This window comes from Halospina sp. K52047b (assembly GCF_008709855.1).
GTDB classification, from domain to species: domain Bacteria; phylum Pseudomonadota; class Gammaproteobacteria; order Pseudomonadales; family Oleiphilaceae; genus Halospina; species Halospina utahensis_B.
Window position 1 is genome coordinate 59,983 of sequence record NZ_VYJH01000002.1, and the last position, 26,730, is coordinate 86,712.

Sequence of the window (26,730 nt, forward strand, 5' to 3'; positions counted from 1 at the left end):
ATGTATACAGTCTTCGTGGCCCTGTCAAAGGGGATCAACCGATGGAGAAAGTGCCCGGGGGTTGGGCGTCACTGGGTTGGGTTTCAACACGGCTTACTGAGGCGGCGGGTGGGCCATGGTGAAGCCAGTCCACCAGCTGGTTGACGGCGTTCTCACCGCCGCAGGCAAGTACTTCCACACTGCCGTCGGGCTGGTTGCGGGCGTAGCCGGTGACGCCCAGCCGCTGCGCCTGGGCGCGGGTGTTGTCACGGAAACTTACGCCCTGAACGCGGCCCTCCACCCGGGCCAGGATACAGGTCTCTGCCATAGCGTTGTCCTCCTACCAGCGGGCCTTGTCCCACATCTCTGGATTGGCCCAGTTCTCCGGATTGTTCCACTCGCGCACGTAATTGTAGGTATCCAGATCATAGGCGAACAGTGTGGCATTCACGGGATCGGTGTAGTGGTAGAGGCGGGTGAACCCCATGCCGATGAAATCCTGGAATCGCCAGGGGCTGCCGTCGCGGACATAGACAGCGATCCGGGTAGCGCCCATGTTCCGGAGCTGGCCGAGCAGCTTCTGGCCCTGCTGCTGTGGCAGTTCCTCCAGTGTGTCGGTGATCAGGGCCAGGTCGAACAGCCTTGGTAGCGGAAAGGCACTGTTGGGGTCTTCGGCGGGAAGACGCAGGCACTCGGCCTCTGCCGGTCGCTCCGGCCATTCCTGCAGGCACTGTTCGGCCAGACCGGCGCTGTGTACGACGGACGTGGGCTGGTAATGCGCCAGGATCATGGTCAGGTCCTGTTCGGGATTGTAGCCGTTGGCGTCGGTGGCCATGGGCGCCTCGCGGAGTCGGGAATTACTGGAAGTCTCGGCTTCTGACGTTGAGCCTGTCAATGAGATGGCTGAGGTCATCCAGGCGCCCGGCGATCACGTGGATAACCCCTTCCTGACGCTCCAGGGTGCCACGGACCTGCAACAGCCGGGCGTTGAGCAGGGGGCGGCGCTGACAGCGGGCGGTGTCCCGCCAGACGATCACATTGATATTGCCGGTCTCGTCCTCAAGGGTCACGAAGGTAACGCCGGCGGCGGAACCGGGGCGCTGTCGGCCGGTGACAAGTCCTGATACAGCCACGGGCCGGCTGCTTTCGGCGTTCTCCAGATCCACGGCCCGCAGGCAGTGACGGAGTCGGCCCCGGTCCCGCAGCTGGGCCAGTGGATGGCGTTCCAGTGTGAGCCCGAGACTGGTGCAGTCCTCGAGCGTCCGCTGGGCCTCATCGGGGGCAGGCATGCGGGAGCGGGAATCCCGCGGCGGCTGCCCTCCATCCCCCGCCAGTGGCAGGGAATGATCCGGTTCCAGCAGGTCCCAGCGGGCCTGGTGGCGGTTGTCGCTCAGTGGCTGCAGGGCACCGCTGGCGGCCAGGGCTTCCAGATCGGGGCTGGCGAGCCCCGTACGCCGCCGCAGGTCCTGCAGGCTGGCGTAACCGCCACAGGGGCGGCATTCAACCACATGCAGGGCGGCATCCCGCCCGAGGCTGTCGATCAGCCTCAGGCCCAGACGCACGGCGGGGGTGTCGCCGTCGTCCTCCAGGCGGTGTGCCTCATGGCTCTGGTTGATGTCCACGGGCCGCACCTCGACGCCTTCCCGCCGGGCGTTCTGGACCAGCTGTGACGGCGAGTAGAACCCCATGGGCTGGCTGTTGAGCAGGGCGCATAGAAAAGCTGCCGGGTGATGGCACTTGAGCCAGGCGCTGACATAGACCAGCAGGGCGAAGCTGGCGGCGTGGGATTCCGGGAAGCCATAACCGCCGAAGCCTTTCATCTGGAGGTATAGATTTTCTGCGAATTCAGTGCTGTAACCGTTACTGTTCATGCCATCTATGAGCTTTTCCCGGAACCGGGAGAGATCGCCGTGGCGCTTCCAGGCGGCCATGGCCCGGCGCAGCTGGTCAGCCTCACCGGCGCTGAAGCCGGCCGCCACCATGGCGAGCCGGATGACCTGTTCCTGAAAGATGGGCACCCCCAGAGTGGGCTCGAGCACCTCGCGGATGCGGTCGTCCGCGTAGGGCACGTCGTCCGGCGCATTCCGGCGCTGCAGGTAGGGGTGCACCATGTTCCCCTGTATGGGGCCGGGGCGCACAATGGCCACCTCGACCACCAGGTCGTAATACTTATCCGGTTTCAGGCGCGGCAGCATACTCATCTGGGCCCGGGATTCCACCTGGAATACACCCATGCTGTGCCCTCTCTGGAGCATGCGGTAGACCGCCGGGCATTCCGGCGGGACGTCGGCCAGGCTGGCCGGGCCGCCACGCTCGCCCACCATCGCCAGGGCCTTGCGGATAACCGTGAGCATGCCCAGGGACAATACGTCCACCTTGAGCAGGCCCAGGGCTTCCAGGTCGTCCTTGTCCCATTGGATGACGGTGCGCCCGGCCATGGCGGCGTTCTCCACCGGGACCAGATCGGCGACCCGTTCCGAGGCGATAACGAATCCCCCCACATGCTGGGAGAGGTGGCGCGGGAAGCCGATGAGTTCGCGTGCCAGCGGCAGCAGGTGACGGGCCGGGCCCTGGTCGTCCAGCAGGCCCTTGCGGCGCAGCTGCTGCTCCCAGTCATCCTCGCCGTCGCGCCAGTCGATGCCCTGGACCAGCTGTTCGATGTGCACCGGGTCCAGCCCCAGGGCCTTGCCGGCATCGCGCAGGGCGCTGCGCGGGCGGTAGCAGATGACGGTAGCGGCCAGGGCGGCGCGTTCGCGCCCGTACTTGCGGTAGATGTACTGGATGACCTCCTCGCGGCGCTCGTGCTCGAAGTCCACGTCAATGTCCGGGGGCTCGCCGCGCTCCTTCGAGATGAAGCGCTCCAGCAGCAGGTTGATCTGCCGGGGGTCCACCTCGGTGATGCCCAGGCAGTAGCAGACCACAGAGTTGGCGGCCGAGCCCCGCCCCTGGCAGAGAATGCCGCGCTCGCGGGCGAACCGGACGATGTCATGGATGGTCAGGAAGAAAGGCTCGTAGGCCAGTGACTCGATCAGCTCAAGCTCATGGCTGAGCTGGCGGTCAATGGTATCCGGAACGCCGTCCGGGAAGCGCCAGTGACGGCCCTGTTCAACCAGTTCCCGCAGCCAGGTGGTGGGCGTATGGCCCTCGGGAACGAGCTCGCCGGGGTATTCGTAGCGCAGTTCGTCCAGACCGAAACGACACTCCTGAACCAGATTCAGGGTTTCACGGATCCAGGCAGGGGGGAACAGGCGCGCCAGTCGCTCGCGTGGGCGCAGGTAGGCTTCGGCATTGCCCTGGAGCTGGTCGGCGGCCTCCGTCAGGGGGCGGCCCAGGCGGATGGCGGTGACCAGGTCCTGTAGGGGCTTGCGCCCTCGCCGGTGCATCAGGACATGGCCTGTGGCCACCACTGCACACCCGAGGCGGGCCGAGAGCTGTTTCAGCCAGCGCAGGCGCTGACGGTCGTTCTGGGCCAGAGGCCGTTCGGCCATCAGCCGCAGGCCGGGGAACATCGCCATGAGCTGTTGGCCGTGCTCCGCATCCGACTGGCTGAAACCGGGGCGCCACAGAGCCAGGCACTGCTTCTGGCACAGCGCCAGATCCTCGGACCAGAGCTGGTAATGGCCCTTGTCGCTGCGCCGGCGCCCCCGGGTGATGAGTTGACTGAGCGCGGCGTAGCCCTGGCGGTCCGGGGCGATCAGAACCAGGGTGCCGGGCAGGTCCTGAAGCCTGAACGTACTGCCGACCAGGAGGGTCAGTTCCAGCGAGCGTGCCCTGGCATGGGCCCGAACGACGCCAGCCAGGGAGCATTCATCGGTCAGCGCCAGGGCCTGATACCCCAGACGGTCGGCCTCCTCGACCAGCTCCTCCGGATGCGAGGCGCCGCGCAGGAAGCTGAAATTGCTGAGGCAGTGGAGTTCGGCGTAATCCTCTGTCATCCGAACCATCCGTGAATAAACCACTGATCCTGTCGGTTGCGGAACAGCCAGGCGCGCTGGCCGTTGTCCAGCAGGGCGATGTAGTAGTCGCGGCGTACATAGTCGCCATCCCACCAGCCGCCCTGGATGCGCTCGGGGCCGTTGAGCCAGCGGATCGGGGGGCGCTGCAGCGGCTGTGGTGGCTGCTGGAGCCAGAAGGGGCGTGCCGGCCCTGAACGCGGGGGTGTGCTGGTGCCCCGTTGCCGGGCGGGCTGCCAGTGGGCACAGCGCTCCGGACGCGGGTCCGGGGTCCGGCCAGGGGACTGGATGCTGTCCCGCCCCAGCCGGGCCCGCAGCCGGTACAGCAGGGTTTCACGGGCTTGCTGCCGGCTTTCACCGCTGTCGAACAGGTCGTGGCTTTCGGTGGCATCAAGGGCAACCGTGCGTTCTGTTGCCAGTGACAGGGCGTTTACGTCGTCGGGCAGGCAGGTCGCGGCCAGTCGCAGCAGGGCCAGCTCCAGGAAGGCCTCTGCCCTGGTCTCTCCCTGGCTGGTTTCCAGTGCCAGGGAGGTGGGTGCCCGGTCGGGATGGTGAAGGGTGAGGCTGACCCGGTCACAGCGGCACTGGCGCTGGCGCAGAAAGGTCTCGAGGGCTTCCAGAAGATGCGACAGAGGGGCTTTCAGATGGTCGGTGCTCCGGGTTTCCCGGGTCAGCGTCAGGCTCTGATGGAACGCTGCCCGGGGGTGGAACTCCTGAACGGGATCGCCGGATCGCCCGAGTATCCGCTGCAGGTCGTCGTACAGTTCCGGTCCCAGGCGGGTGGTCAGCTCCGCGGGGCAGCACGCGAGCAGATCCTCCAGGTGCTGCAGGCCCATTCGGGTCAGTCGCTGGCGGACCCTGGCAGGCCAGTCCGTGGCCGTGACCGGCAGGCGACGCAGGGCATGGTGCATGGTTTCCGGATCATCCGTGCATACAGCGCTGCCGTGGCGAGCCAGAAGCCGGGCCATGCGCGGACTGGTGCCGGTGGCCATGTGGCCGTTCAGTCCATGCTGTGACAGGTACTGCGTAAGTACTGTCGCCAGATCCTCGGGTTGCGGGTAGAGGTGGCGCAGCCGGTCGGCACGGATCAGAAGGCCATCCGGAGGCCACAGGGCCAGTGGGGAGGCCAGCTGGTAGAGTGCCGTTGCCAGCTGCTCCAGCAGTTCCGCCTGGCGGGCGTCGCTGAAGGGGACCAGGGCGAGTTGCGGGCACAGAGCACGGGCTGTGGCCATGGACTGGCCTGCCCGGACACCCGTCTGCCGGGCCTGTTCGTCCGGCTGCTGGATCACCGGGGGCGAGCCTGTGCTCAGTGCCACCGGCGCATCGTGGCTCTGGTGGTGATCCAGCAACAGCGAGGGCAGATGGAGATACAGCCACAGCACTGGGTCACACCGTCTGACGGGGGATGACGGGAGGCAGTGTCAGGGTTCGGCTTCCTGCCTGACCGCCGCGCTGGCGCAGCAGTGTCACCCGCAGCTGGTTTGCCCCGGGCACCGCTTCAAGGCTCAGGCGCATGGGGGCGGGCGAGGCCTGGCTGGCGCCTGTTTCCGGAGTGATCAGGACGCCCAGGGTGCGGCGTTCTTCCAGAGCCAGCTGCAGTCGTCGGAGTGCGGCAGGATCACGCCGCCGGCTCCACCCCATCACCATACCCACCGCATTGTTGCCCAGGAGCTGCTCCAGGGCCCAGAGGTGATCCGAACGGCTGCCAGTGCGCACCAGGAAGCAGTGCTCCGGGGGCAGCCCCATGCCTTCCAGAGCCGGCGGGTAGGGCGCATGGGGTGGGTCCACCCAGAACAGGGCTGTTTCGTTGCGGACACACTGGCGCATGGCATGGGCAAACAGCTGCAGCTCGCCAATGCCGTTGAGGGCGCTGTGGCATTCGATCAGAGCTCCCTGTGGCCAGCCGCTGGTGGCCAGCAGCTGGTCGAGGGCTTCAAAACCGCTGGCAACCCCCCGGGAGTGGCCGGATTTCTGCTGGCTGGCCCGCCACAGGCGGGGATCCTGTTCAAGCTGTGTGCGGGGATGAACGGACATCGCCACCTCAGAACTGTTTATATATACAGTATAGGGGCTGTGGCGATGCCCGGCAATGGGTGGTGTGGATCAGCCCGGGACAGGAACCGATGAATCCCCTGAGGGCTGGACGTAATCCGGGCTTCCCAGGATCCCGGTGCCGCGCAGCAGGCTCCAGGCCACCTTGGGGGTGCTGGTCTCGCGGCTGGCCAGGTACCAACGGGTCTCCTCACCGCGATACCGGGTCTTGTGGTAGGCCAGCGACCGGAAGGCATAGAGGCGGTTGCCGTGGCGGTATAGAAACTGGGCCACATGCCGTATCAGGGGATTGTCACCGGGGATGGCCTCGATGTTGTGCAGGGGGGATATCCCAAGGGACAGGTATTCGATACCTTCCCGGTGGAAGCATTCCATGGCCTCCAGGATGATGAAATCGAGAAGGCCGCTGGGGCTCTGCTCCATGTCCTGGCGCAGGATGTTGGCGGTGTATCCAACGACGCTACCGTTCTCAAAGAAGGGATCAAAGAAGACGTAACCAAGCAGCCGGTCGTCCCTGTCGTAGGCGTAGAAACGGCGTACCCCCCATTCGTCACTGAATACCGGCGGCCGCGTGAGCAGCCGGAGCTCGTGGCTGCGCACCCGCTTGTGCTGGCGCCAGTGCCGGGAGATGCGTTCCATCTGCCGGGTGTCCACCTCGCGGGCCTGCTGTTCCCGCACGCGCAGCTGACAGCGCCTGCCCAGATTGCCGGCGTGGCGGAGCTGCTTCTTGTCGCGCCCCACTGTGTCGAACGCCGGGATGCGTACCCGGAATTCCGTACCCATGGCATTGATGGTGAACCCCAGTGCCTGGAGGTCGCCGGTCACACTGTCGTCGATGCCGCTGAACAGAAACTGGCCCGGCACCTGTTCCAGGCACTGCCTAAGAAGCAGGGACTGAATGGAAGGCGCGCAGACGGGGTTGGCAAAAACGATGTTGACGCGCCCGAGCAGGGTGTTGACGGGCGCATAGGCGACAAACCCGAGTCGTGGGTCCCCGAAGCGGCGCACGTCGGACTGGAGGTTGAAGTAGGCGCTGGACTGCCGCCCGTAGTGCTGGATCAGCGGGCGACACTGCGCGGCGCTCAACCCTTCACGCCAGTCGCCCAGGAATTGCTGTTTCATGAGAATTGTCATCGCCACTGATCCCTGGTTGCGGTATAAAGAACAGTCTGTCCAGACTCATCATGAGCGGCTATCGTGAGGGTTAAGAAGGGGCTGATGATCAAATTGTGATCCAGGCCTTAAGCTGGAGTCGGGATCCATGACCGGTCTCACAAAATGCCTCTAAGAAGCTGAAATTGAAGGACATTTGATTGTTCTACAATATTCGGTAGAGGTTTCTTTTTTGATTTTTCCGGTCCTCCATTGAGGATCCCGGAACCGGTTCCATTCAGACGGTATTCGTGGAGCAGTCTATGCGGGAGTGGGTCGCCAACCTGGTTTTCCGGATGATGGCCCTTGTCGGTCTGAGAACCTTTAACGCCCAGTTTCTTGTTTCCTTCATCCTGATTTTTGTGCTGCTGGCGGGGCTGGCGGCGAGTCTCTGGCGCAATCTTGTTCCGGAGCCCGATGCCATTGCCACTGCAGTGACGGCGCAGAAGCAGCTTGCTGCGGTTAACGAACGGGTTTCCGATGGTGCTGGCGCCGGGGATCAGTTGGATGAGCTGGAACGCACCCTGGGGTCACTGACCGGGGACCGGGCGGCATTCAGTGCGCTGGGTGCCCCATGGCAGGATTACCGACGCCTGGTCGAGCAGGCTGGTGGTGGCTCCGCTCCGGAAGCACAAGCTCTCCTGCAGGCTTCGGACAGGGTGCGGAATGCGCTCGTGGAGGGCGTGACGGCACTCAGGAAGGCTGATCAGAGCGCTCGTCGCCAGGCGGCCATGGCAGGCATGGCGCTGCTGGTGATGATGGTCGGCATGCTGGCGATCGGTCGCATCTATGGCAATTTCCATTTCATGGAACAGGTGGAGCGGCTGCGACAGAAACTTCGCCAGGTGGCTGACGGGGATTTCTCGGAGACTCTCAGCATCGAGATCCGCGAGAATGAAGTGGGTGAGATGCTGGAGGCCTACAATCTGATGGTTGCCCATGTGGGCGACCTGCTGCGCCAGATCGATGCGGCTACGGCCACGGCGGAAAACAGCCTGCAGCAGGTGCTGGACGTCACGGCCAAGACCCACGAGGGGGCGGACCGCCAGAGCCGAGATGTCAGCGAGGCGGCGACCGCAGTCAATCAGATGGCTTCATCCATTCAGGACGTCTCCGGTAATGCCCAGAGCGCGGCCAGCCACGCCCATGAAGCGGCGGATTCCGCGAACGAGGGGGACAGCGTGGCACGCGAGGCGCGCCAGCGCATCGATCATCTGGATACCCGGTTCGCGGAGACGGCACGCACCATGGAGAGCCTGGAGCAGGACGCCCAGGATGTGAGTAAGGTGCTCGGAATGATCCGGGAGATAGCCGATCAGACCAACCTGCTGGCGTTGAACGCGGCCATTGAGGCCGCTCGGGCCGGTGAATCGGGCCGCGGTTTCGCCGTGGTGGCGGATGAGGTCCGCAACCTGGCGCAGCGGACCCAGGATTCCACCAACCAGGTGCAGGAAACCATTGAGCGGCTCCAGCAGCAGGTCCAGACCCTGGTCAGCGAGAGTGAGGCCAGTGCCCGTGCCAGCCGGGAGAGCGTCGCCTCGGTCAATCAAACGTCCGAGGCCATCCACCGGGTCATGGAAGCGATCAGCCAGATTCAGGGCATGAACGATCAGATCGCGGCTGCCGTGGAACAGCAGAGTCAGGTGTCGGACGACATCAGCCGGCGGATGGAGGCCGTTTCAGAGGTGGCCGAACAGACGGACACGGATGCGGGTCAGACGGTTGAGGCGGCCCGCGCCATACAGGCGCAGATGAATCAGCTGCGTACCACCATGGGGCGTTTCCGCACTCAGTGACCCAGTACCCGCTTGCGCAGGCGACGCCAGCGGGTAATCAGCCAGTCCATGACAGTGGGCCGGTCATCGATCATCTCCGCTTCCTCGTGATGGGGGCGGGTGGGGTCGCTTTCATCTTCGCCGGTTTCCACCTCCACGCCATAGCGTTCGCTGGCGTGTTCCCACTCTTCCCAGTCGTGCGGCGTACCGGCGTTCGGCTGATGGAGACGCACCGCCCGTTCCCAGGAATTCTCGCGGAGTGAATGCTCCCGCTCCTGGTCCGAGGACTCGATGCCGTATTTTCTGAGGAACTCTTCGGGGTTCATGGGCGCCTCCGGCTGCCGCTCACCGTCAGTACCAGTGTAACGACAACCGCCGGCGCTGCCATCATTATCGCATCACTGTTCCACGAAGGCGCGTTCAATCACGAAATGGCCCTGGTGGCCCTGCTTGGCCTCCTGGAAGCCGCGCTCGGTGAGGATGCGCACCATGTCCTTGAGCAGGCCCGGGCTACCGCAGATCATGAAGCGGTCCTCTTCCAGGCTCAGGTCGGGCATGCCCAGGTTCTTCGTCAGCTCGCCGCTTTCGATCAGGTCCGTAACGCGGCCCTGGTTCTCGAAATTTTCACGCGTGACCGTGGGGTAGTAGGTCAGCTGGTCCCGGATCATGTCGCCCAGGTACTCATGCTGCGGCAGTTCGCTGGTGATGGCTTCGTGGTAGGCGAGCTCATCCACGTAACGCACCCCGTGGACCAGGATGACGTTCTGGAACTGCTCGTAGATCTCCGGGTCCTTGATGATGCTCAGGAAGGGTGCCAGGCCAGTGCCGGTGCCGATCAGGTAGAGGTTGCGCCCGGGCAGGAGGTTGCCGCCGATGAGAGTGCCCGTGGGCTTCTGGCCGACCAGCACCTCATCGCCCACCTCCAGGTGCTGCAGGCGTGAGGTCAGGGGGCCGTCCTGGACCTTGATGCTGAAGAACTCAAGGGTGTCCTCATGGTTGGCGCTGGCCATGCTGTAGGCCCGCATCAGCGGCTTGCCGTCCTCCAGCTGCAGGCCGATCATGGTGAACTGGCCGTTCTTGAACCGGAATGCCGGATCACGGGTTGTGCGGAAGCTGAAGAGTTCGTCCGTCCAGTGGTGAACGTCCAGTACTTTCTCCACATTGTGTTTGCCCATGAATGCTACCTCGCTGATGGCTCACCGGGTGAGTGGGCGCAGGCAGTTGCCTGGACGATACCCAGTGTTTAACGTATGTATTGGTTGAATGGATTATCAGGCTATGTTCTATCGGAACAATCGATTATGAAGTACACGCTGCGCCAGCTTGAGGTGTTCCTTGCCACGGCCCGTAATGAAAACATAACCCGCGCGGCCGATGAGCTGGCCATGTCCCAGTCCGCTGCCAGCGGTGCGCTGCGTGATCTCGAGAACCAGTTCAGCGTTCAGCTTTTCGACCGCATGGGCAAGCGCCTGCAGCTCAATGAGCTGGGCCGGCTGGTGCGCCCGAGAGTCGCCGCGCTGCTTGATGAAGCCCACGAGCTGGAACATGCGCTGGCGCGTCATGCCGAGGTGGGGCACGTCAAGGTGGGTGCCACACTGACCATCGGCAACTATATGGCGGTGCCGATTATGGCACGATTCATGAGCGAAAACGAGGGCGCGAATGTCTCGCTGGAGATCGCCAACACCCGCACCATCGGGCGCAAGGTGGCCGATTTTGAACTGGATGTGGGCCTTATTGAGGGAGAAATCCATTCTCCGGAGCTGGAGGTAATCCCCTGGCGTGGCGATCGGCTGACGGTGTTCTGCGCCCCGGACCACCCGATGGCCGGGTGTGAGGCGCTGACCGACGAAGACCTTCTGGCAGCCACCTGGATCCTGCGCGAGGGCGGCTCCGGAACGCGCCAGACCTTTGATCGGGCCATGCACGGGCTGCTGCCGGATCTCAACGTGCTGCTGGAACTGCAGCACACCGAGGCCATCAAGCGCGCCGTGGGTACCGGTATGGGCGTGGGCTGCCTGTCCGAGGTGGCCCTGAGGGATGCCTTCGACCGTGGAGACCTGATCCCGCTTCCCGTGCCTCACCGGGATCTGGCCCGCTCGTTCTATTTCATCCTGCATCGCCAGAAGTATCGCAGCGCCGGCGTGGATCAGTGGCTGAAACTGTGCCGTGAAACCACCGGACTCAATGGCACCATGGAGGCGGCCGATGGCGCATGAACTGAAGAACCGGGAAATCCGGCTCGCCTGGCTGGGATTCGTCACCGCATTGCTGCCGATACTGACGTTCCACACCACCTATCTGCTGTCCGCGTGGAATGGCTATGTGCCCTGGTGTGTTCCGTACTGGGATGCCTGTACTTCCATCAGCGCCACCGGGCGCAACGGCCTGGCCTATTTCATTTTCAAGGGCGTCATGATTCCGGCGATTACGCTCCAGGTCCTGTTCTGGGCCATCAATCACCGCTGGCTGCAGGCGCTGGGGTACCCGCGTGGTAAGGCCGTGGGCTGGCTCGGAGCGCTGGCAGCGGCCTTCCTGTTGCCCTATGTGCTGAGCCTGGGCCATGCCGGAGATGCTTTCGCGCTGGCACGGCGCATCGGCACAGCGGGCTACGTGGGCGTGACGGGCATCGTCCAGATCCTGCTGGGCAGTGTACTGTGGCGTTCGCGCTATCCGTTGCTGCAGCGTGGCGGCGCCCGGTTGCTGGCGCTGAGTGGCGTTACTCTGGGCATCGCGATCCTGACGCTGATCCTTCAGTCCATTCCGGCGGTTGATTACGACAGCATCAAGTATGCCTTTGACTGGATCCTGATTGTGCTGCTCAACATCCACGGCATTGGTGTGGCCGTGCTCTGGTGGCGGGCAGGCCTGGCGGTTACACTGCCGCGCACCCTCAATCTGGAGTAGCGGCGGATGCATGTGGCGGTCCTGGGTGCCGGTGTGATCGGCACCACCACAGCCTGGTACCTGCGTGAGGCCGGGTATGATGTGACCGTGGTGGAACGCCGGGGTGGCCCGGGCGAAGAGACGAGCTTCGCTAACGGCGGCCAGGTCTCGGTGTCCCACGCCGAGCCCTGGGCCAGCCCGGGCGCCCCTGCCCAGCTCCTGCGCTGGCTGTTCCGCTCTGATGCGCCCCTGCGCTTCCGGCCGCGTCTGGATCCCCACCAGTGGGCCTGGGGGCTGCGTTTTCTCAGCGAATGCCGCAGTCGCCGCTATGCACGGAATCTCGAGACCGTCGTGCGGCTCGGCCTGTACAGCCGGCAATGCCTTTCGGAACTGCGCGAACGCACCGGGATCGAGTACCACCAGCGCCGGGAAGGCATCCTTCATTTCTACACCGACCCGGACGTCTATGCGGCCGCCCATGGCCCTGCCGCCCGTATGCGGGCCCTGGGTTGCGAGCGCGATGTGATTGACGTTGCTGACGCAGTGGCGAGGGAGCCCGCCCTCGGCACGCTGCAGCCGGAGCTGAGAGGTGCCACCTGGACGCCCGGTGATGAATCCGGTGATGCCCATGTTTTCACCCGCCAGCTGGCTGGGATGGCAGGTGCGGCAGGCGTGCGATTCCTGTTCAACAGCCGGGTGATGGGGCTTGAAACCGAGGGTGGGGCGGTGCGGCGGGTCCGGCTGAATCAGGCCGGGGCCTTTACCCACCTGGAGGCGGATGCCGTGGTGGTCGCTTTGGGCAGCTTCTCGGCGCCCCTGCTGCGGCCCCAGGGCATCAACCTGCCGGTATATCCGGCGCGTGGCTATTCCGTGACGGTACCGGTGCGGGATCCGGAACAGGCCTACACCGTCAGCCTGATCGATGATGAATACAAGCTGGTCTATTCCCGTCTGGGGGATGAGCTGCGCGTGGCGGGCATGGCGGAGATTGACGGCTGGCGCCAGGACATTGATCCGGCACGCTGCCGCCAGATCCTGGACCGGTTGGCGCACTGCTTTCCCAAGGCAGGGCACTGGGATCAGGCCCGTTTCTGGGCGGGGTTGCGGCCTGCGACGCCTTCGAGTGTGCCTTTTGTGGGTGCAACCCCCTGGCCGGGGCTCTACCTGAATACCGGCCATGGAACACTGGGGTGGACCAACGCCTGTGGGTCGGCAGCGCTTCTGAGCGAACGGATTGCCGGAGAAATGGGCCCGTTGGATCTGGATTACCATGGGCGCTGAACGCTCCCGGGTGCTGTGCCTCTCCGCCTATGAGGCGGCCAGTCATCGGCTCTGGCGGGAACGGCTGGGGCGGGGGTTGCCGGACTACCACTGGCAGGCCCTCGCGCTGCCGGCGCGTCATTTCCGGTGGCGGATCCGGGGTAACCCCCTGAGTTGGTACGACGCGCCGGAATTGCAGCAGGCACCGGATCTGGTGCTCGCGACCAGCATGGTGGACCTGGCCGTGGTCCGCGGCCTTAACCGGGGTATTGCAGCCGCGCCCACCGTGGTTTATTTCCACGAGAACCAGTTTGCCTACCCGGAGCAACATGAGCGGGTGGCCAGTAACGAGCCGAAGGTGGTGAATCTGTACACGGCTCTTGCGGCCGACCAGGTACTGTTCAACAGCGAATGGAACCGGAGGAGTTTTCTGGAAGGGGCTCGGGAGCTGCTCAGGCGCATGCCGGACCGCAAGCCGGAAACCGCCGTGGCCACCATCGAGGCGCGTTCGCGGGTGGTGCCTGTGCCGATCCCCGATGAGCGGTTCACGGCACTGCAGCGGGACTGGTCCGCGGTCCCCCATCTCCTTTGGAATCACCGCTGGGAATACGACAAGGGCCCGGAACGGCTCCTCGCGTTGCTGCGGGCCCTGCGAGGGCGTGGACAACCCTTTCGTCTGAGCCTGGTGGGTGAAGGGTTCCGTCAGGCGCCGGAGGCGTTCGCGCACATCCGGGAGGAATTCGCCGGGGAACTGGTCAACCTGGGCTACATGGAAAGCCGGGAGGCCTACGATCGGCTTCTGGAGGAGGCGGACATGGTGCTTTCCACCGCGCTGCATGACTTCCAGGGGCTGGCGGTGCAGGAAGCCATGGCGGCCGGCTGCGTGCCCATTGTCCCGGACCGTCTTGCCTATCCGGAGTATGTGCCGGCGGATTTCCGTTACCCTTCCAGGGAGGCACCCGAACTGGAAGGGCAGGCGGCGGCGGAGCGGCTTATGGCTGTCCTGGCGGAACCGCGGCCCGGGCCGGAGACCCTGATGCCGGAACGCTACCGCCGGACCCGTGTCATCCCGGAATACCGGCAGCTGTTCGAGTCACTGCTTGGAGGGTGAGGCGCCTGCCCCGGTCCATTCTCCCAGGGATAGGCCCACGGCCTCAGCCACGCCCGTGAAATCCCCATCCGGCGCGGTCTGGATCTGAAGCGGTTCGCCTGTCACCGGATGCTCGAAGGACAGGCTCACCGCGCACAGCATAAGGCGGTTGAGTCCGTACTGCTCCCGGAAAAAGCGGTTATGTATGCCCTTGCCGTAGTTCACGTCCCCGATCAGGGGGTGGTTGCGGCTCTTGAGGTGACGCCGGAGCTGGTGCCGACGCCCGGTGACCGGGCGCAGGCGTACCAGACTGTAGCGGGTATGGGTATAGCGTCCGTCCACGGAGATCGGGATCGAAGTGCAGGACAGGCGGTGGTACAGGGTCATGGCCGACTGTGGGGCCTTGCGGCGTTTGCGCTTGCGGCTGTCCGGGTCGCGCGGGGCCAGGGGCTGGTCGATGATGCCGCCGAGCGGTGGCCAGCCGCGCACGACCGCCAGGTAGTCCTTGCGGACCCGGTGGGCCTGGAACGTATTGGCCAGTTCGCGGGCTGTGTCCGGGTCCAGCGCGAACACCAGAACCCCCGAGGTGGGTTTGTCCAGCCGGTGGACCGGGTAGAGATACTGGCCGATCTGATCGCGCAGCAGGGGCAGGGCGATGCGCTGTTCGTGGCGATCCACCTTTGTGGGATGCACCAGCATGCCGGAGGGTTTGTGCATCGCCACCAGATGTTCATCCTGGTAAAGGATGCGGAGTGGTTCGCGCTCCTGATGCTCTCCGGTTATCATCGTTGCCATGGATCAGGGCTCCCGCACAATCACTGACATCAATCGGCCCGTACCGCAGCTTGTGGGCCCCGCCACGGGTGGAGCCAGCCATCGCGCTGCGAACCCGGGCCGGCTTCTGAAGGGCGGAGAGGATACCACAGGCGGGTGTGCCGGCCGGAACCCGGGTCCTTACCCCGGCTGGGGATCCGTCGCCACCGCCGCCTGCTGAACGGGGGTACCATGGGAAACAGGACGTCCATGCCCCGCCGGCTCTGGTGGCTTGTTCTCGGGCTCAGCCTGGCACTGCACCTGCTGGTTGTCAGCCTTCTCCCTCCCATTCTGCCCCGCATGCCGGAGGTGGACCCCCTGCAGCGGGATATACGCGTTGCCTTTCCACAACCGGAGCCCGAGCCAGAGCAGGAGCCGGAGGAATCCGAGCCCCCGGAACCGCCTGAGCCGGAACCGGAGCCTGAAAAAGAGCCGGAACCGGACGAACAGCATATGCCCCGGGATACGGATGAGGTGACGGACCTGGATGGCACCAGTATGGATGCGCCCGAGGCCGAGGAGGAACCGGCCGCCGCGCCGGAAGATCCCCGGGCGGCAGGGGATGCGCCCAGCCCCGAAACCTCCGAGACGCCCAGCCGTCCGGAATCCACGGAAGACAGCCAGGAGGGGGAGGGCGAGCAGCCGGAGCCGGAGAGTGGGGCGCCCAGCCCGGATGCGGCCACCCAGGGGGAAGCCCGGAACGAGCCGGATCCGGACAGTGCCAGCATGTCCCTGGGGCGGGAAACAGAGGAACCGGAGACAGCGCCGGAGTCCGGGAAGGGGCCGGAAATCGGCACCGATACCGGCATGGAAGCACTGGATGAGGGAGAGATGGACGCCATCCGCGGCGAGTCTATGGTCAGCGAGATTGAGGAGCGCCGCATCCGTATGGCCAATGAGTATCTGGCCCGGATGAAGCGCCAGATCATGGCCCGGTGGGAACAGCCCGAAGGCGCGGATGCGCGTCACCGGGGTGAGATCCGTTTCTCCGTGGACGCCCAGGGCTATCTTGAGACCTCCCGCGTCCATCTGCCCAGCGGCCATAGCGGCCTGGATGAGAGCGCACTGCGTGCGGTGCGGTCCGTGGGGCGGTATCGTGTGCCGGATTCGCCCGCCATTGTGCGCCGCTATTACCAGAACCTGCGATTCACCTATTCGGGAGAACCCTTGAACAATGATGACTGAAGCCAGCCCGGCGCTCAGCATTCTGGAACGCTCACTGGACCGGCTGGGGGAGCGGGTCTGCCTTGTCGGCCATGATGGCCCCATGCCCTACTGGCAGGGATGCCGGCTGCACGCGCTGACCACCCATTACGGTGTTCACGGGCACGGTGGCGGGGCTGACGGAGGCAGGCTCTTCGGCTATGACGATCCGGAGACACCGGATGCGTTTGACACCATCGTGATCCTGATGCCCAAGGCGCGCTCGGAGCTGGAGATGCGCATGGCCTGGGCGGCCGCCCGGCTGGCCGCTGGTGGCGAGCTGTGGCTGGTGGGGGCGAAACGTGAAGGCATTGCACGTGGCAGCCGTCAGTTCCGGGAGCGTTTCCCCGGTGCCTTCCGGATCGACAGTGCCCGGCACTGCCAGCTCTGGTGTGCGACGCTGGAGACCCCGGCAGCGCCTTTCCGTGTCTGGGACTGGCTGGAACCGGTCACCGTGGTGGCCCCGGGCGCCGATCTTGAACTCTACAGCCTTCCCGGTCTGTTCAGTGAGGGGCGGCTGGATGAGGGCACCCGCCAGCTGCTGGCAACGGTAACGGAGAAACCAGCCGAGCCGGTGCTGGATCTGGCCTGCGGCAACGGCGTGATTGCCGCCTGGCTGCGCCACCAGTGGCCGGAGCTCGCGGTCACACTGGCCGACGTGCACTGGCAGGCCCTGAACTGTGCCCGTGCGTTCTTCGAGGGAGCGCAGGGAGTGACGATTGTCGCGTCTGACGGTTTCGCTGGCGTCACAGGCCGTTATGCCAGCGTTTTCAGCAATCCGCCCTTCCATCAGGGTCAGAAGAAGAACCTGGATCCGATCAACCAATGGTTCCGGGCATTGCCGGATTTCCTGCAGCCGGGCGCTGAACTCAGGCTGGTTGCCAATGCCTTTCTGCCCTACCAGGAGCCGATGATCCGCTCCATAGGCCCGGTTCGGAGCCTGTCAGACGATGGCCGGTACCGGGTCTATTCAGCACGGCGTAACATTCATGGAAAGAATGTCGGGAATTGATTGCATTGATTTTAATTATGGTATGAATCCGGATAGAATACGCCAGCGCTCGAGGCACGACTCCTCGCCACAGGGGAGGCGCCGACCAATCGTGTTGTTCCACTCCCGAAGCATAGGTGAATCATGTCGAACTACATGAAGGACATTGAAGAAGCAGCTGCACTGCGCAAGTCGCAGGGCGGCAAATGGGACCACATTACGCCTGAGTATGTGGCCCGCATGCGCGCCCAGAACCGGTTCCAGACCGGCCTGGACATCGCGCGCTACACCGCACGGATCATGCGTGAGGACATGGCCGAGTACGACAAGGACCACAGCAAGTACACCCAGTCCCTGGGTTGCTGGCACGGGTTCATCGGCCAGCAGAAGATGATGGCCGTCAAGCGCCACCATGGCACCACCAAGCGCAGCTACCTGTATCTCTCAGGCTGGATGGTCGCCGCCATGCGTTCCGAGTTCGGCCCGCTGCCGGACCAGTCCATGCATGAGAAAACTGCGGTACCGAGCCTGATCGAAGAGCTCTACACCTTCCTCAAGCAGGCGGACGCGCGCGAACTCAACCATCTGTTCCACGAGCTTGATGAAGCCCGTGAAGCCGGTGATGACAAGAAGGTCCAGGAGCTGATCGACAGGATCGACAACTTCGAGACCCACGTTGTGCCGATCATCGCCGACATCGACGCCGGTTTCGGTAACGAGGAAGCGACCTACCTGCTGTCCAAGAAGATGATCGAGGCAGGCGCCTGCGCCATCCAGATCGAGAACCAGGTCTCCGACGCAAAGCAGTGCGGTCACCAGGCCGGCAAGGTAACCTGCCCCCACGAGGACTTCATCGCCAAGATCAACGCGGTTCGCTATGCGTTCCTCGAGCTGGGTGTTGAAGACGGTGTCATCGTTGCGCGTACCGACTCCCTGGGCGCTGGCCTGACCCACAAGATTCCGGTCTCCCAGGAGCCGGGTGATCTGGCGGCTACCTACACCGGTTTCCTGAAGACCGAGCCGGTCAAGTCCGCCGAGGATGTTCAGGAAGGCGACATGGTCATCAAGAAGAAGGGCGAGCTGCACAAGCCGATGCGTCTGCCCAACGGCCTGTACGAATTCCAGGAAGGCACTGGCGAGGACCGCGTGGTTCTGGACTGCATCACCAGCCTGAAGAACGGCGCGGACCTGCTGTGGATCGAGACCGAGAAGCCGCACGTCGGCCAGATCGCGGGCATGGTCAACCGCATCAAGGAAGAGGTTCCGGACGCCAAGCTGGTCTACAACAACAGCCCGTCCTTCAACTGGACCCTGAACTTCCGTCAGCAGGTGTTCGACGCCTGGAAGGAAGAAGGCAAGGACGTGTCCCAGTACGACCGCTCCGACCTGATGAACAGCAAGTACGACGATTCCGAACTTGCTGCGGAAGCCGACCGCTGGACCCAGAACTTCCAGAAGGATGGTTCCAAGCACGCCGGCATCTTCCATCACCTCATCACACTGCCGACCTACCACACCGCGGCCCTGTCCACGGACAACCTGGCCAAGGGCTACTTCGGTGAGGAAGGCATGCTGGCTTACGTGCGCGACGTCCAGCGCCAGGAGATCCGCAAGGGTCTGGCGTGCGTCAAGCACCAGGACATGGCCGGCTCCAACATCGGTGACGACCACAAGGAATACTTCGCGGGCGAAGCAGCCCTGAAGGCCGGTGGTAAAGACAACACCATGAACCAGTTCTAAAACCGGTTCCGGTGTTTGCGGCCCCACAGGGCCGCGCCGATACAGAACCCCCTGTCGGATTCCGGCAGGGGGTTTTTTGTGGGCAGCTGTCCGTTATTCTTGGGGTATTACTGAATTCTGGGAGGTCCGGAGATGTGGCACCTGTTCAGCAGGGAAAAGATGCGGATGGTAACGCCGGAAGAGGCGCTGCCGGGGCGCTCCTCGGAAATGCCGGTCAGCAACCGCCACGCGGTGCTGGGAACTCCCCTGATCCCGCCATTCCCGGATCACTGCCGGGAACTGGTTGTGGGCATGGGCTGTTTCTGGGGCGCGGAGCAGTGCTTCTGGCAGCTGGAGGGCGTGTATACAACGGCGGTGGGCTATGCTGGCGGTTACACCCCCAACCCCACCTATGAGGAGGTGTGTACGGCGCGCACGGGCCATACGGAGGCGGTCCGCGTTATCTATGACCCGGAGGTGGTGTCGCTGGAGGGGCTCCTGCAGGTGTTCTGGGAGTCCCATGATCCCACCCAGGGGATGCGCCAGGGCAATGATGTGGGAACACAGTACCGTTCCGCGCTCTATCTTCCGGATGAGCAGAGCCTTGGGATTGGGCAGGCCTCCATGGAGGCTTATCAGAAGGCGCTGGATGCCGCCAGACAGGGGCGTATCACCACCGAACTGGCGCAGGGCGTGACCTTCTATTACGCGGAGGACTGGCACCAGCAGTATCTGCACAAGAACCCTGGTGGTTACTGCGGGCTCGCGGGCACGGGCGTGCGTTACGCATAAAAACCCCGTGCGCCAGGGCACGGGGAGGAGGGGTATGCCTGTGTGTGTCAGGCAGGGGGTTACTTCTGCGTGGCAGCGCTGTCAGAAGCCGCAGACTGGAAGCGCTCGCGCATGCTGCGCAGCTGCTGCTTCAGGGCCGTGAGCCGCTCGCCCGCCTGCTGGCGGTAGTTGGCCACCAGGGGCTTGAGATCATGGGTGTAGGAGACTTCCACCCGGTTCATGAGGTAGGCGGACGTCATATGCGCGTTCCACGACAGGCGCTTGCGTGTGTCGTAGGTGGCGGCGTCCAGGCTGAACATGAAGTCCCGGAAGGAAGGGTTTTTCTCACGGATATCCCGCACCATTTCCTGGAAGGACTCATTTTCTGAATCCCGCGCTCCGAGATCCCTGAGCACACGCTGCAGTTCCTCGTTAGCCTTCTGCCATTGCTGGCTGGCCTGTTCCTGAATCCTGCGTGTCAGATCGCTCATGGTTTTACTCTGCCTGTCTGCGGACTTCTCAGCCATGGGTTACCTCCATTGCTGCCCTTGAGTTCTGACCCCAGATTAGGGTGAAAAATTAGAATAATCACCCTAATCCGAGTAAAAACTCTAGTCCCGATAGGCCTCCGGGCTGGGGCAGCTGCAGATCAGGTTCCGGTCACCGTAGACGTTATCCACGCGGTTAACCGTCGGCCAGAACTTGCCGTCACGCACCGCCTGGGACGGGAATACCGCCAGATCACGGCTGTAGGGGCGGTCCCACTCATCCACCAGATCGCTCTGTGTGTGGGGGGCCTTGACCAGTGGGTTGTTGTCCGCCGGCCATTCGCCATTGGCTACCCGGTCAATCTCCTTGCGGATGCCCTTCATCGCCTCGATGAACCGGTCCAGCTCCTCGATGGATTCGGATTCCGTTGGCTCGATCATGAGCGTTCCCGGAACGGGGAAGGACATGGTCGGGGCGTGGAAGCCGTAGTCCATCAGGCGCTTGGCCACGTCTTCCTCGGTGATACCGGACCATTCCTTGAGCGGGCGCAGGTCCAGGATGCACTCATGCGCCACGCGGTCATGACGCCCCTTGTAGAGCACGTCGTAGTCGTTCTTGAGGCTGTTGGCGATGTAGTTGGCGCCCAGGATGGCGACTTCCGTGCTGTGGCGCAGGCCATCGCGGCCAAGCAGGCGGTTGTACATCCAGGTGATCGGCAGGATGCCCGCCGAGCCAAAGGGTGTGGACGCTACCGCGCCTTCAGCGACGCCGCTTTCATTATGGCCGGGCAGGTAGGGCGCCAGGTGTTCGCGGACACCAATGGGCCCCATGCCCGGGCCACCACCGCCGTGCGGGATGGCGAAGGTCTTGTGCAGGTTCAGGTGGGATACGTCGGAGCCCACCAGCGTCGGCTGCACCAGGCCCACCTGGGCGTTGAGGTTGGCGCCGTCCATGTAAACCTGGCCGCCATGCTCGTGCACGATGCGGCAGATCTCCGGCGCGCCTTCCTCGTACACCCCGTGGGTGGAGGGATAGGTGATCATGCAGGCGGAGAGATGGTCTCCGGCCTTCTCCGCCTTCGCGCGCAGGTCCTCCAGATCCACGTTGCCTTCATCGTCGCAGTCCACGATGACCACCTTCATGCCCATCATGGCGGCGGAGGCCGGGTTGGTACCGTGCGCCGAGGCCGGAATCAGGCAGACATTACGGTGCGTTTCACCCTTTGCTTCCTGGTAGCGGCGGATGGCCAGAAGGCCAGCGTACTCGCCCTGGGCCCCGGAGTTGGGCTGCAGGGAGAAGGCGTCGTAGCCGGTGATTTCCCGCAGCTGCTCATCCAGCTCTTTCAGGAGCTGCTGGTAGCCCTGGGTCTGTTCCCGCGGGGCGAACGGATGGATCTCCGCGAATTCGGGCCAGCTGATCGGCTCCATCTGCGCGGCCGCGTTGAGCTTCATGGTACAGGAGCCCAGCGGGATCATGCCGTGCACCAGGGAGAAATCCCGGTTCTCAAGGCGCCGGATGTAGCGCAGCAGTTCGGTCTCGCTGTGATACCGGTTGAATACCGGGTGGGTAAGGACGGCATCACGCCGGCGCATGGCATCGGTGATGCCGGTTTCGCCACCCTGGGTAATGGCCTCATCCAAGGCCGCGACCGACTGGCCGTGACTGTCACCCAGCACGATACGCAGCAGACGCTCCACATCCTCTTCAGTGGTGGTCTCGTCCAGGCTGATGCCGGTGCGACCATCGCTCAGGGCCCGCAGATTGCAGCCCTCGGCATGGGCCCGGTTGTGAACGCCCTCATCGGCATGGAAGCTCAGGGTGTCGAAGTAGCGCTCCTGGGCCTCCACGCCGCCGGCGCGCAGGCCTTCCGCAAGGATGGCGGTGAGGCGGTGCACACGCTCAGCCTGGTTCCGCAGGCCTTCCGGCCCGTGGTAGACGGCGTAAAAGGCTGCCAGGTTCGCAAGCAGTGCCTGGGCGGTACAGATGTTGGAGGTTGCCTTCTCGCGGCGGATGTGCTGCTCGCGGGTCTGCATGGCCATGCGGAAAGCCGGCTGGTCACGGTTGTCCTTCGAGACTCCGATGATGCGGCCCGGAACCTGGCGCTTGAGGTTGTCACGGGTGGCAAAGAAGGCCGCGTGCGGGCCGCCGTAGCCCATGGGTACGCCAAAGCGCTGGGCGGAGCCGAAGACCATGTCGGCGCCCAGCTCACCGGGGGAGCGCAGCATCATCAGTGCCAGCAGGTCCGAGGCCACGGCGGTCATGGCGCCCTGATCCCCGGCGGCTTTGACCAGCTTCTCAAGGTCCGGGATGCTGCCGTCAGTGGCGGGGTACTGGAATGCCGCCCCGAAGGCTTCATGGTCACCGACCGATTCCGCGGGGGCGATCACCAGGTCAATGCCCATGTAGTCAGCCCGCGTGCGCAGCACATCCAGGGTCTGCGGATGGAGCTCCTCTGCCGCAAAGAACACGTTACTCTTGCTCTTGCGGTTGGCTCGCCGGCACAGCGCCATGGCTTCCGCTGCGGCGGTGGCTTCGTCGAGCAGCGAGGCATTGGCCAGATCCAGGCCAGTGAGGTCCATCACCATCTGCTGGAAGTTGACCAGGGACTCCATGCGACCCTGGGAGATTTCCGGCTGGTAGGGCGTGTAGGCTGTATACCAGGCTGGATTCTCCAGTACGTTGCGCTTGATGACCGAGGGAATGCGAGTCGGGTAATAGCCCTGACCGATGTAGGAACGGAACACCTGGTTGCGCTGGGCCATGCCGCGCAGTTCGGCCAGCGCTTCGTGTTCCGCGCGGCCGGGGTCCAGGGCCAGTTCCCCTGGCATACGGATGGATCCCGGAATGATCTGGTCCACCAGCTCAATCACGGATGACAGCCCCAGGGTGGCCAGCATGGCCGACTGATCATCGGCGTTGGGGCCGATGTGCCGGTCGCTGAAGGGCCGGTCGTTCATCTGGGCCAGTGTCGCATTGGCCAGGGAAGACTTCGCATTCATGGGCTACCTCCTGGGTCAGGCTTCGTCGGCAACGAGCTCCTGATAGCGCTCAGCCGACAGGAGTTCAGAGAGTTCGTCCGGGTTGTCCAGCTTGATGCGTACCATCCAGCCGTCCCCGTAGCAGTGCTCGTTCACGGTCTCGGGGGCGTCCTCGAGTGCCTCATTCACGCTCTGGACGGTGCCACTGATCGGGGAATAGATGTCGGAGGCGGACTTCACGGATTCCACAACCGCCAGCTCATCGCCCTTGGCAAAGCTCTGGTCGGCTTCGGGAAGCTCCACGAAGACAACGTCGCCGAGCTGGTCCTGGGCGTGGTCGGTGATGCCCATGGTTACGGTGCCGTCGCCGTTGTCACGGATCCATTCGTGGCTGGGGGTGTAGAGAAGTTCCTCGGGCGTCGCTGTCATCGCTCCGTCCTCCTGCTGCAGGGTCATGTGGTTGTGGTGTTGTCTGTGTTAGATTAACAACGGATTTTCCCACAAACAACGTAAATTTCCTATAGGAAACACGCGAATCATGTCTGAGGACAGCGAGAACATGCGGGAGCCGCTCCACGAGACCCTGCAGGTCCAGCGCGGTGAAACCGAAGCCTCACTGCAGCCCCTGCGGCTGGGAGAGCGCGTCCGGTCCCTGCGGCTGGGCCAGGGGCTGACCCTGGAGGAGGCCAGCAAACTGACGGGACTTGCGCGCTCCACGCTGTCGAAGATTGAGAACGAGCAGATTTCACCCACCTTTTCGGTGGTGCACAAGCTGGTCAACGGGCTGGGTATCGACCTGCCGCAGCTGTTCTCAGAACCCAGCAACAGCGCCCAGCCGTCGGGGCGGCGCGACATCACGCGTCGCGGGGAGGGCAAGCCTCACCCCACGGCCACCTATGAGCACGAGCTGCTGGCGACGGATCTCAGCCACAAGAAGATGGTGCCCTTCACAACGCGTGTGCGCGCGCGTGCGTTCGGGGATTTCCCGGAGTGGATCCGGCACGATGGGGAGGAATTCCTGTATGTGCTGAGCGGGGCCATCCTGTTCTATACGGAGTTCTATGAGCCCGTGCGCCTGGAAGCCGGGGACAGTGCCTATTACGACTGCACCATGGGGCATATGCTGGTTTCCGTGAGCGAGGAGGATGCGGAAGTTCTCTGGGTGACGGCCTGACAGGAAACTTTGTTTCCAATCGGAAATACGGCATCATAGGGGCAACCCAGTTCAGCGGGAGCCGCAGGTACAGGTGGCTCCGAAACAGCAACAGGAGAGACAGGCTCATGGCGAACGATCAGGCAATGCTTACAACCCCGCTGACCGCCCTCCACGAGGAACTTGGTGCGCGCATGGTCCCGTTTGCCGGCTACAGCATGCCGGTGCAATACCCCGCGGGGATCAAGCAGGAGCACCTTCATACACGGGAAGGCGCAGGTCTTTTTGATGTCTCGCACATGGGCCAGGTATGGCTCAGCGGCGAGGGCATTGCGGAAGCGCTGGAAGCCATGGTGCCCTCTGACCTGGTCGGGCTGGGCATGCACCGCCAGCGTTATGGCCTGTTCACCAACGAGGACGGGGGGGTACTGGACGATCTGATGATCAGCCGCCATGAGGATGGCTTCTATCTGGTCGTCAACGCCGCCTGCAAGGCCGAGGACATCGCGCACCTGAGGGCCGGGCTGCCGGCTTCCGTCACACTGACCGAGATGACCGACAGGGCGCTGATCGCTCTCCAGGGGCCCAAGGCGGAGGAGGCTCTGGCGAAACTCCAGCCGGAGGTCCGGAAAATGAAGTTCATGGACAACTGGCCCATGACACTGCTCGACAGTCCGGCGATCATTTCCCGCAGTGGCTACACCGGCGAGGATGGGTACGAGATCTCGGTGCCGGCTGAGGTGGCGGAGACCCTGGCCCGGCGTCTGCTGGAGGACGACCATGTGGAGCCGGTAGGGCTTGGTGCCCGGGATTCATTGCGCCTCGAGGCTGGGCTCTGCCTGTATGGTCATGACATCACCACCCGGACGACGCCGGTTGAGGCCTCCCTGGGCTGGGCCATCGGCAAGGCCCGCAGGCTCGGTGGTGAGCGTGAGGGCGGTTTCCCGGGGGCGCAGCGGGTTCTGCAGCAGATGCGCGACAGCGCGCCGGAGCGCAAGCGCGTCGGGCTCGTTGCTGAAGGCAAGGCGCCGGTGCGCGAAGGCGCTGTGCTCTATGCGGAAGGTGGTGATGAGCCCATTGGGGAAGTGACCAGTGGCAACTTTGCCGCCAGTGTCGGCGCGCCCATTGCCATGGGGTATGTGCGCGCGGACCTGGCGGAGAAAGGCACCACCGTTGAGGCGGATGTGCGCGGCAAGCGCCGCAGCATGACGGTTTCCGCCATGCCCTTCCTGCGCCCTGGCTACCAGCGCTAGAACAGCGCTGGAAATGGCCACCGCGGGGTCAGTCGGCCCCGCGGGGTACCAGGTCCAGACGGTTAAGGGTATCGATGATCGTCTGGGTCTGGTGGTCGATCTCAATGTTCACGTGATCCCCTTCATCGAGCGCACCGAAACGCGTGGCCCTGAGCGTTTCGGGGATCAGGTAGACGGCAAAGCCGTCGCTGGTCAGTTCGGCAATGGTGAGGCTGGCTCCATCCACCGCGATATAACCCTTGCTGATCAGGTAGGGGCGCCACGCATGGGGAACGGAAAAGGCAATCCGACGGTTGTTCTCGGGCTCCTCAATCGAGCTGACCCTGGCCATGCAGTGGACGTGGCCTGAAAGCAGGTGGCCACCAATTTCATCGCCGATCCGGGCGGCGCGCTCGACGTTGACCGGACTCCCTTCCTGCAGCTCCCCCAGGGTGGTGACCCTCAGGGTTTCCATCATCACATCAAAGGCCGCCAGGTGGCTCTCCGGCCAGGCTTCGGTAACTGTCAGGCAGGCCCCGTTGACGGACACCGAAGCGCCAATCGCAATGCCGTCAATGAAGTTTTCCGGAAAGCGCAGGCTGATCCGGTGGAGCCCGGCCAGCCGCTCAACGGTGGCTACCTGGGCGATGCCCTGTACGATTCCTGTAAACACGCCAGCGCCCGTCAGATGTGGCCGTGGCCACTGTTGCGAACACGGCTCAGGGCCCGCAGCACATCACCCCGGGTGATGACCCCGATAACCCGGCTGTTGTCGACCACCGGATAGATCTTGGGCTTGGCGCCAAGCATTTCCTCCGCCAGGTGAGTCACATCTTCGTCCGGCCCCACGGATACGGTCCTGCGGGACATTACGTCGCTCACCAGCTGGTGCTCCTGGGCGTAATAGGAGTCATTGAGCATCTCCTTGATGCAGTCCTGCTCGGTCACAAAGCCGATGAGACGTTTGTGCTCGTCCAGAACCGGTGCGCCCAGCTCTTCCTGCTTAACCAGCGTGGCCGCCACCTTCTCGATCGGGTCGGAAGGGGAGAACCAGAGGGACAGTGAACGCATGTAGTCGCGTACCAGGATCTTGGGAGTGGTCGTCATGGAGCCTTGCCTCTGTAAAAGTTTGTTCCACAGCCGTCAGGGTGAATCAGAATACGCTACGCTGCCAATACATGCCAGAGCATGGGAGCGGGCACTCAAGACCCGGAAGGATCAGCCGTTAACCAGT

General features: G+C 64.0%; 25 protein-coding genes. 11 read left to right on the forward strand and 14 right to left on the reverse strand.

What is annotated here, in order from left to right; all coding sequences use genetic code 11:
* Positions 1–34 precede the first annotated feature (34 nt).
* From yccX to F3089_RS02750, 6 genes are all read right to left on the reverse strand, one after another.
* Entirely contained in the window at positions 35–307 is a 273-nt protein-coding gene (yccX, locus tag F3089_RS02725; protein WP_151439333.1) for an acylphosphatase, read from the reverse strand.
* Positions 308–319: 12 nt separating this feature from the next.
* A complete protein-coding gene (locus F3089_RS02730; protein ID WP_151439334.1) occupies positions 320–814 on the reverse strand; it encodes a DUF6231 family protein in 495 nt (164 codons plus the stop codon).
* A gap of 22 nt (positions 815–836) precedes the next feature.
* Positions 837–3,914: an error-prone DNA polymerase gene (locus tag F3089_RS02735; RefSeq protein WP_151439335.1), complete on the reverse strand. Its 3,078-nt coding sequence runs from the start codon at positions 3,912–3,914 to the stop codon at positions 837–839.
* Positions 3,911–5,314 carry a Y-family DNA polymerase gene (locus tag F3089_RS02740; RefSeq protein WP_151439336.1) on the reverse strand — a complete coding sequence of 468 codons (1,404 nt, stop codon included), beginning with the start codon at positions 5,312–5,314 and terminating at the stop codon, positions 3,911–3,913. The genes F3089_RS02735 and F3089_RS02740 overlap by 4 nt, the downstream gene beginning before the upstream one ends.
* A 4-nt stretch (positions 5,315–5,318) precedes the next feature.
* Positions 5,319–5,966 carry a translesion DNA synthesis-associated protein ImuA gene (gene imuA, locus F3089_RS02745; protein ID WP_151439337.1) on the reverse strand — a complete coding sequence of 216 codons (648 nt, stop codon included), beginning with the start codon at positions 5,964–5,966 and terminating at the stop codon, positions 5,319–5,321.
* Between the two features lie 69 nt (positions 5,967–6,035).
* The gene (locus F3089_RS02750) at positions 6,036–7,106 is read right to left on the reverse strand and encodes a DUF2156 domain-containing protein (RefSeq protein ID WP_160898870.1); all 1,071 of its coding nucleotides are present in this window, start codon (positions 7,104–7,106) and stop codon (positions 6,036–6,038) included.
* 293 nt (positions 7,107–7,399) lie between these two features.
* Between F3089_RS02750 and F3089_RS02755 the strand changes: the two genes are divergently transcribed.
* A complete protein-coding gene (locus tag F3089_RS02755; RefSeq protein ID WP_151439339.1) occupies positions 7,400–8,932 on the forward strand; it encodes a methyl-accepting chemotaxis protein in 1,533 nt (510 codons plus the stop codon).
* On the opposite strand, the gene F3089_RS02760 is transcribed toward F3089_RS02755, so the two are convergent.
* Positions 8,926–9,237, reverse strand: coding sequence for a hypothetical protein (locus tag F3089_RS02760; RefSeq protein WP_151439340.1), 312 nt, complete (start codon positions 9,235–9,237; stop codon positions 8,926–8,928). The genes F3089_RS02755 and F3089_RS02760 overlap by 7 nt on opposite strands.
* A gap of 72 nt (positions 9,238–9,309) precedes the next feature.
* Positions 9,310–10,086, reverse strand: coding sequence for a ferredoxin--NADP reductase (locus tag F3089_RS02765; protein WP_151439341.1), 777 nt, complete (start codon positions 10,084–10,086; stop codon positions 9,310–9,312).
* A gap of 126 nt (positions 10,087–10,212) precedes the next feature.
* Between F3089_RS02765 and F3089_RS02770 the strand changes: the two genes are divergently transcribed.
* From F3089_RS02770 to F3089_RS02785, 4 genes are read left to right on the forward strand one after another with little or no spacing between them, the layout of a single operon-like run.
* Entirely contained in the window at positions 10,213–11,130 is a 918-nt protein-coding gene (locus F3089_RS02770; protein WP_151439342.1) for a LysR family transcriptional regulator, read from the forward strand.
* Positions 11,120–11,818 (forward strand): hypothetical protein, encoded by a 699-nt coding sequence (locus F3089_RS02775; RefSeq protein ID WP_151439343.1) that lies wholly within the window; start codon positions 11,120–11,122, stop codon positions 11,816–11,818. Before F3089_RS02770 ends, F3089_RS02775 begins: the two co-directional genes overlap by 11 nt.
* Before the next feature lie 6 nt (positions 11,819–11,824).
* Positions 11,825–13,078, forward strand: coding sequence for a D-amino acid dehydrogenase (locus F3089_RS02780; protein ID WP_151439344.1), 1,254 nt, complete (start codon positions 11,825–11,827; stop codon positions 13,076–13,078).
* On the forward strand, positions 13,068–14,168 hold the full coding sequence (locus F3089_RS02785; protein ID WP_151439345.1) for a tRNA-queuosine alpha-mannosyltransferase domain-containing protein: 1,101 nt from the start codon (positions 13,068–13,070) through the stop codon (positions 14,166–14,168). Before F3089_RS02780 ends, F3089_RS02785 begins: the two co-directional genes overlap by 11 nt.
* On the opposite strand, the gene F3089_RS02790 is transcribed toward F3089_RS02785, so the two are convergent.
* Positions 14,151–14,942, reverse strand: a complete 792-nt coding sequence (locus F3089_RS02790; RefSeq protein WP_151439346.1) for a pseudouridine synthase — start codon at positions 14,940–14,942, stop codon at positions 14,151–14,153. The genes F3089_RS02785 and F3089_RS02790 overlap by 18 nt on opposite strands.
* A gap of 210 nt (positions 14,943–15,152) precedes the next feature.
* Here F3089_RS02790 and F3089_RS02795 point away from each other — a divergent pair, with 210 nt between their 5' ends.
* From F3089_RS02795 to msrA, 4 genes are all read left to right on the forward strand, one after another.
* Positions 15,153–16,145, forward strand: coding sequence for a TonB family protein (locus F3089_RS02795; RefSeq protein ID WP_151439347.1), 993 nt, complete (start codon positions 15,153–15,155; stop codon positions 16,143–16,145).
* The gene (locus tag F3089_RS02800) at positions 16,135–17,175 is read left to right on the forward strand and encodes a class I SAM-dependent methyltransferase (RefSeq protein ID WP_151439348.1); all 1,041 of its coding nucleotides are present in this window, start codon (positions 16,135–16,137) and stop codon (positions 17,173–17,175) included. Before F3089_RS02795 ends, F3089_RS02800 begins: the two co-directional genes overlap by 11 nt.
* A gap of 123 nt (positions 17,176–17,298) precedes the next feature.
* On the forward strand, positions 17,299–18,894 hold the full coding sequence (locus tag F3089_RS02805) for an isocitrate lyase (protein ID WP_151439349.1): 1,596 nt from the start codon (positions 17,299–17,301) through the stop codon (positions 18,892–18,894).
* A 132-nt stretch (positions 18,895–19,026) separates the two neighbouring features.
* On the forward strand, positions 19,027–19,665 hold the full coding sequence (msrA, locus tag F3089_RS02810; RefSeq protein WP_151439350.1) for a peptide-methionine (S)-S-oxide reductase MsrA: 639 nt from the start codon (positions 19,027–19,029) through the stop codon (positions 19,663–19,665).
* A 59-nt stretch (positions 19,666–19,724) separates the two neighbouring features.
* Here msrA and F3089_RS02815 read toward each other — a convergent pair whose 3' ends face one another.
* The 3 genes from F3089_RS02815 to gcvH all read right to left on the reverse strand — a co-directional run bounded on the left by F3089_RS02815 (position 19,725) and on the right by gcvH (position 23,540).
* Positions 19,725–20,135, reverse strand: a complete 411-nt coding sequence (locus tag F3089_RS02815) for a hypothetical protein (RefSeq protein ID WP_151439351.1) — start codon at positions 20,133–20,135, stop codon at positions 19,725–19,727.
* 120 nt (positions 20,136–20,255) lie between these two features.
* Positions 20,256–23,132, reverse strand: coding sequence for an aminomethyl-transferring glycine dehydrogenase (gene gcvP / locus F3089_RS02820; protein WP_151439352.1), 2,877 nt, complete (start codon positions 23,130–23,132; stop codon positions 20,256–20,258).
* Between the two features lie 15 nt (positions 23,133–23,147).
* Positions 23,148–23,540: a glycine cleavage system protein GcvH gene (gene gcvH, locus F3089_RS02825; protein WP_095617070.1), complete on the reverse strand. Its 393-nt coding sequence runs from the start codon at positions 23,538–23,540 to the stop codon at positions 23,148–23,150.
* A 109-nt stretch (positions 23,541–23,649) separates the two neighbouring features.
* Between gcvH and F3089_RS02830 the strand changes: the two genes are divergently transcribed.
* Together F3089_RS02830 and gcvT are read left to right on the forward strand one after the other, a co-directional pair.
* Positions 23,650–24,285 (forward strand): helix-turn-helix domain-containing protein, encoded by a 636-nt coding sequence (locus tag F3089_RS02830; protein ID WP_151439353.1) that lies wholly within the window; start codon positions 23,650–23,652, stop codon positions 24,283–24,285.
* 107 nt (positions 24,286–24,392) lie between these two features.
* On the forward strand, positions 24,393–25,517 hold the full coding sequence (gene gcvT, locus F3089_RS02835; protein ID WP_151439354.1) for a glycine cleavage system aminomethyltransferase GcvT: 1,125 nt from the start codon (positions 24,393–24,395) through the stop codon (positions 25,515–25,517).
* 28 nt (positions 25,518–25,545) lie between these two features.
* Here gcvT and F3089_RS02840 read toward each other — a convergent pair whose 3' ends face one another.
* A complete protein-coding gene (locus F3089_RS02840; protein ID WP_151439355.1) occupies positions 25,546–26,169 on the reverse strand; it encodes a riboflavin synthase subunit alpha in 624 nt (207 codons plus the stop codon).
* An 11-nt stretch (positions 26,170–26,180) separates the two neighbouring features.
* The gene (locus F3089_RS02845; protein ID WP_151439356.1) at positions 26,181–26,603 is read right to left on the reverse strand and encodes a CBS domain-containing protein; all 423 of its coding nucleotides are present in this window, start codon (positions 26,601–26,603) and stop codon (positions 26,181–26,183) included.
* Positions 26,604–26,730: the final 127 nt, after the last annotated feature.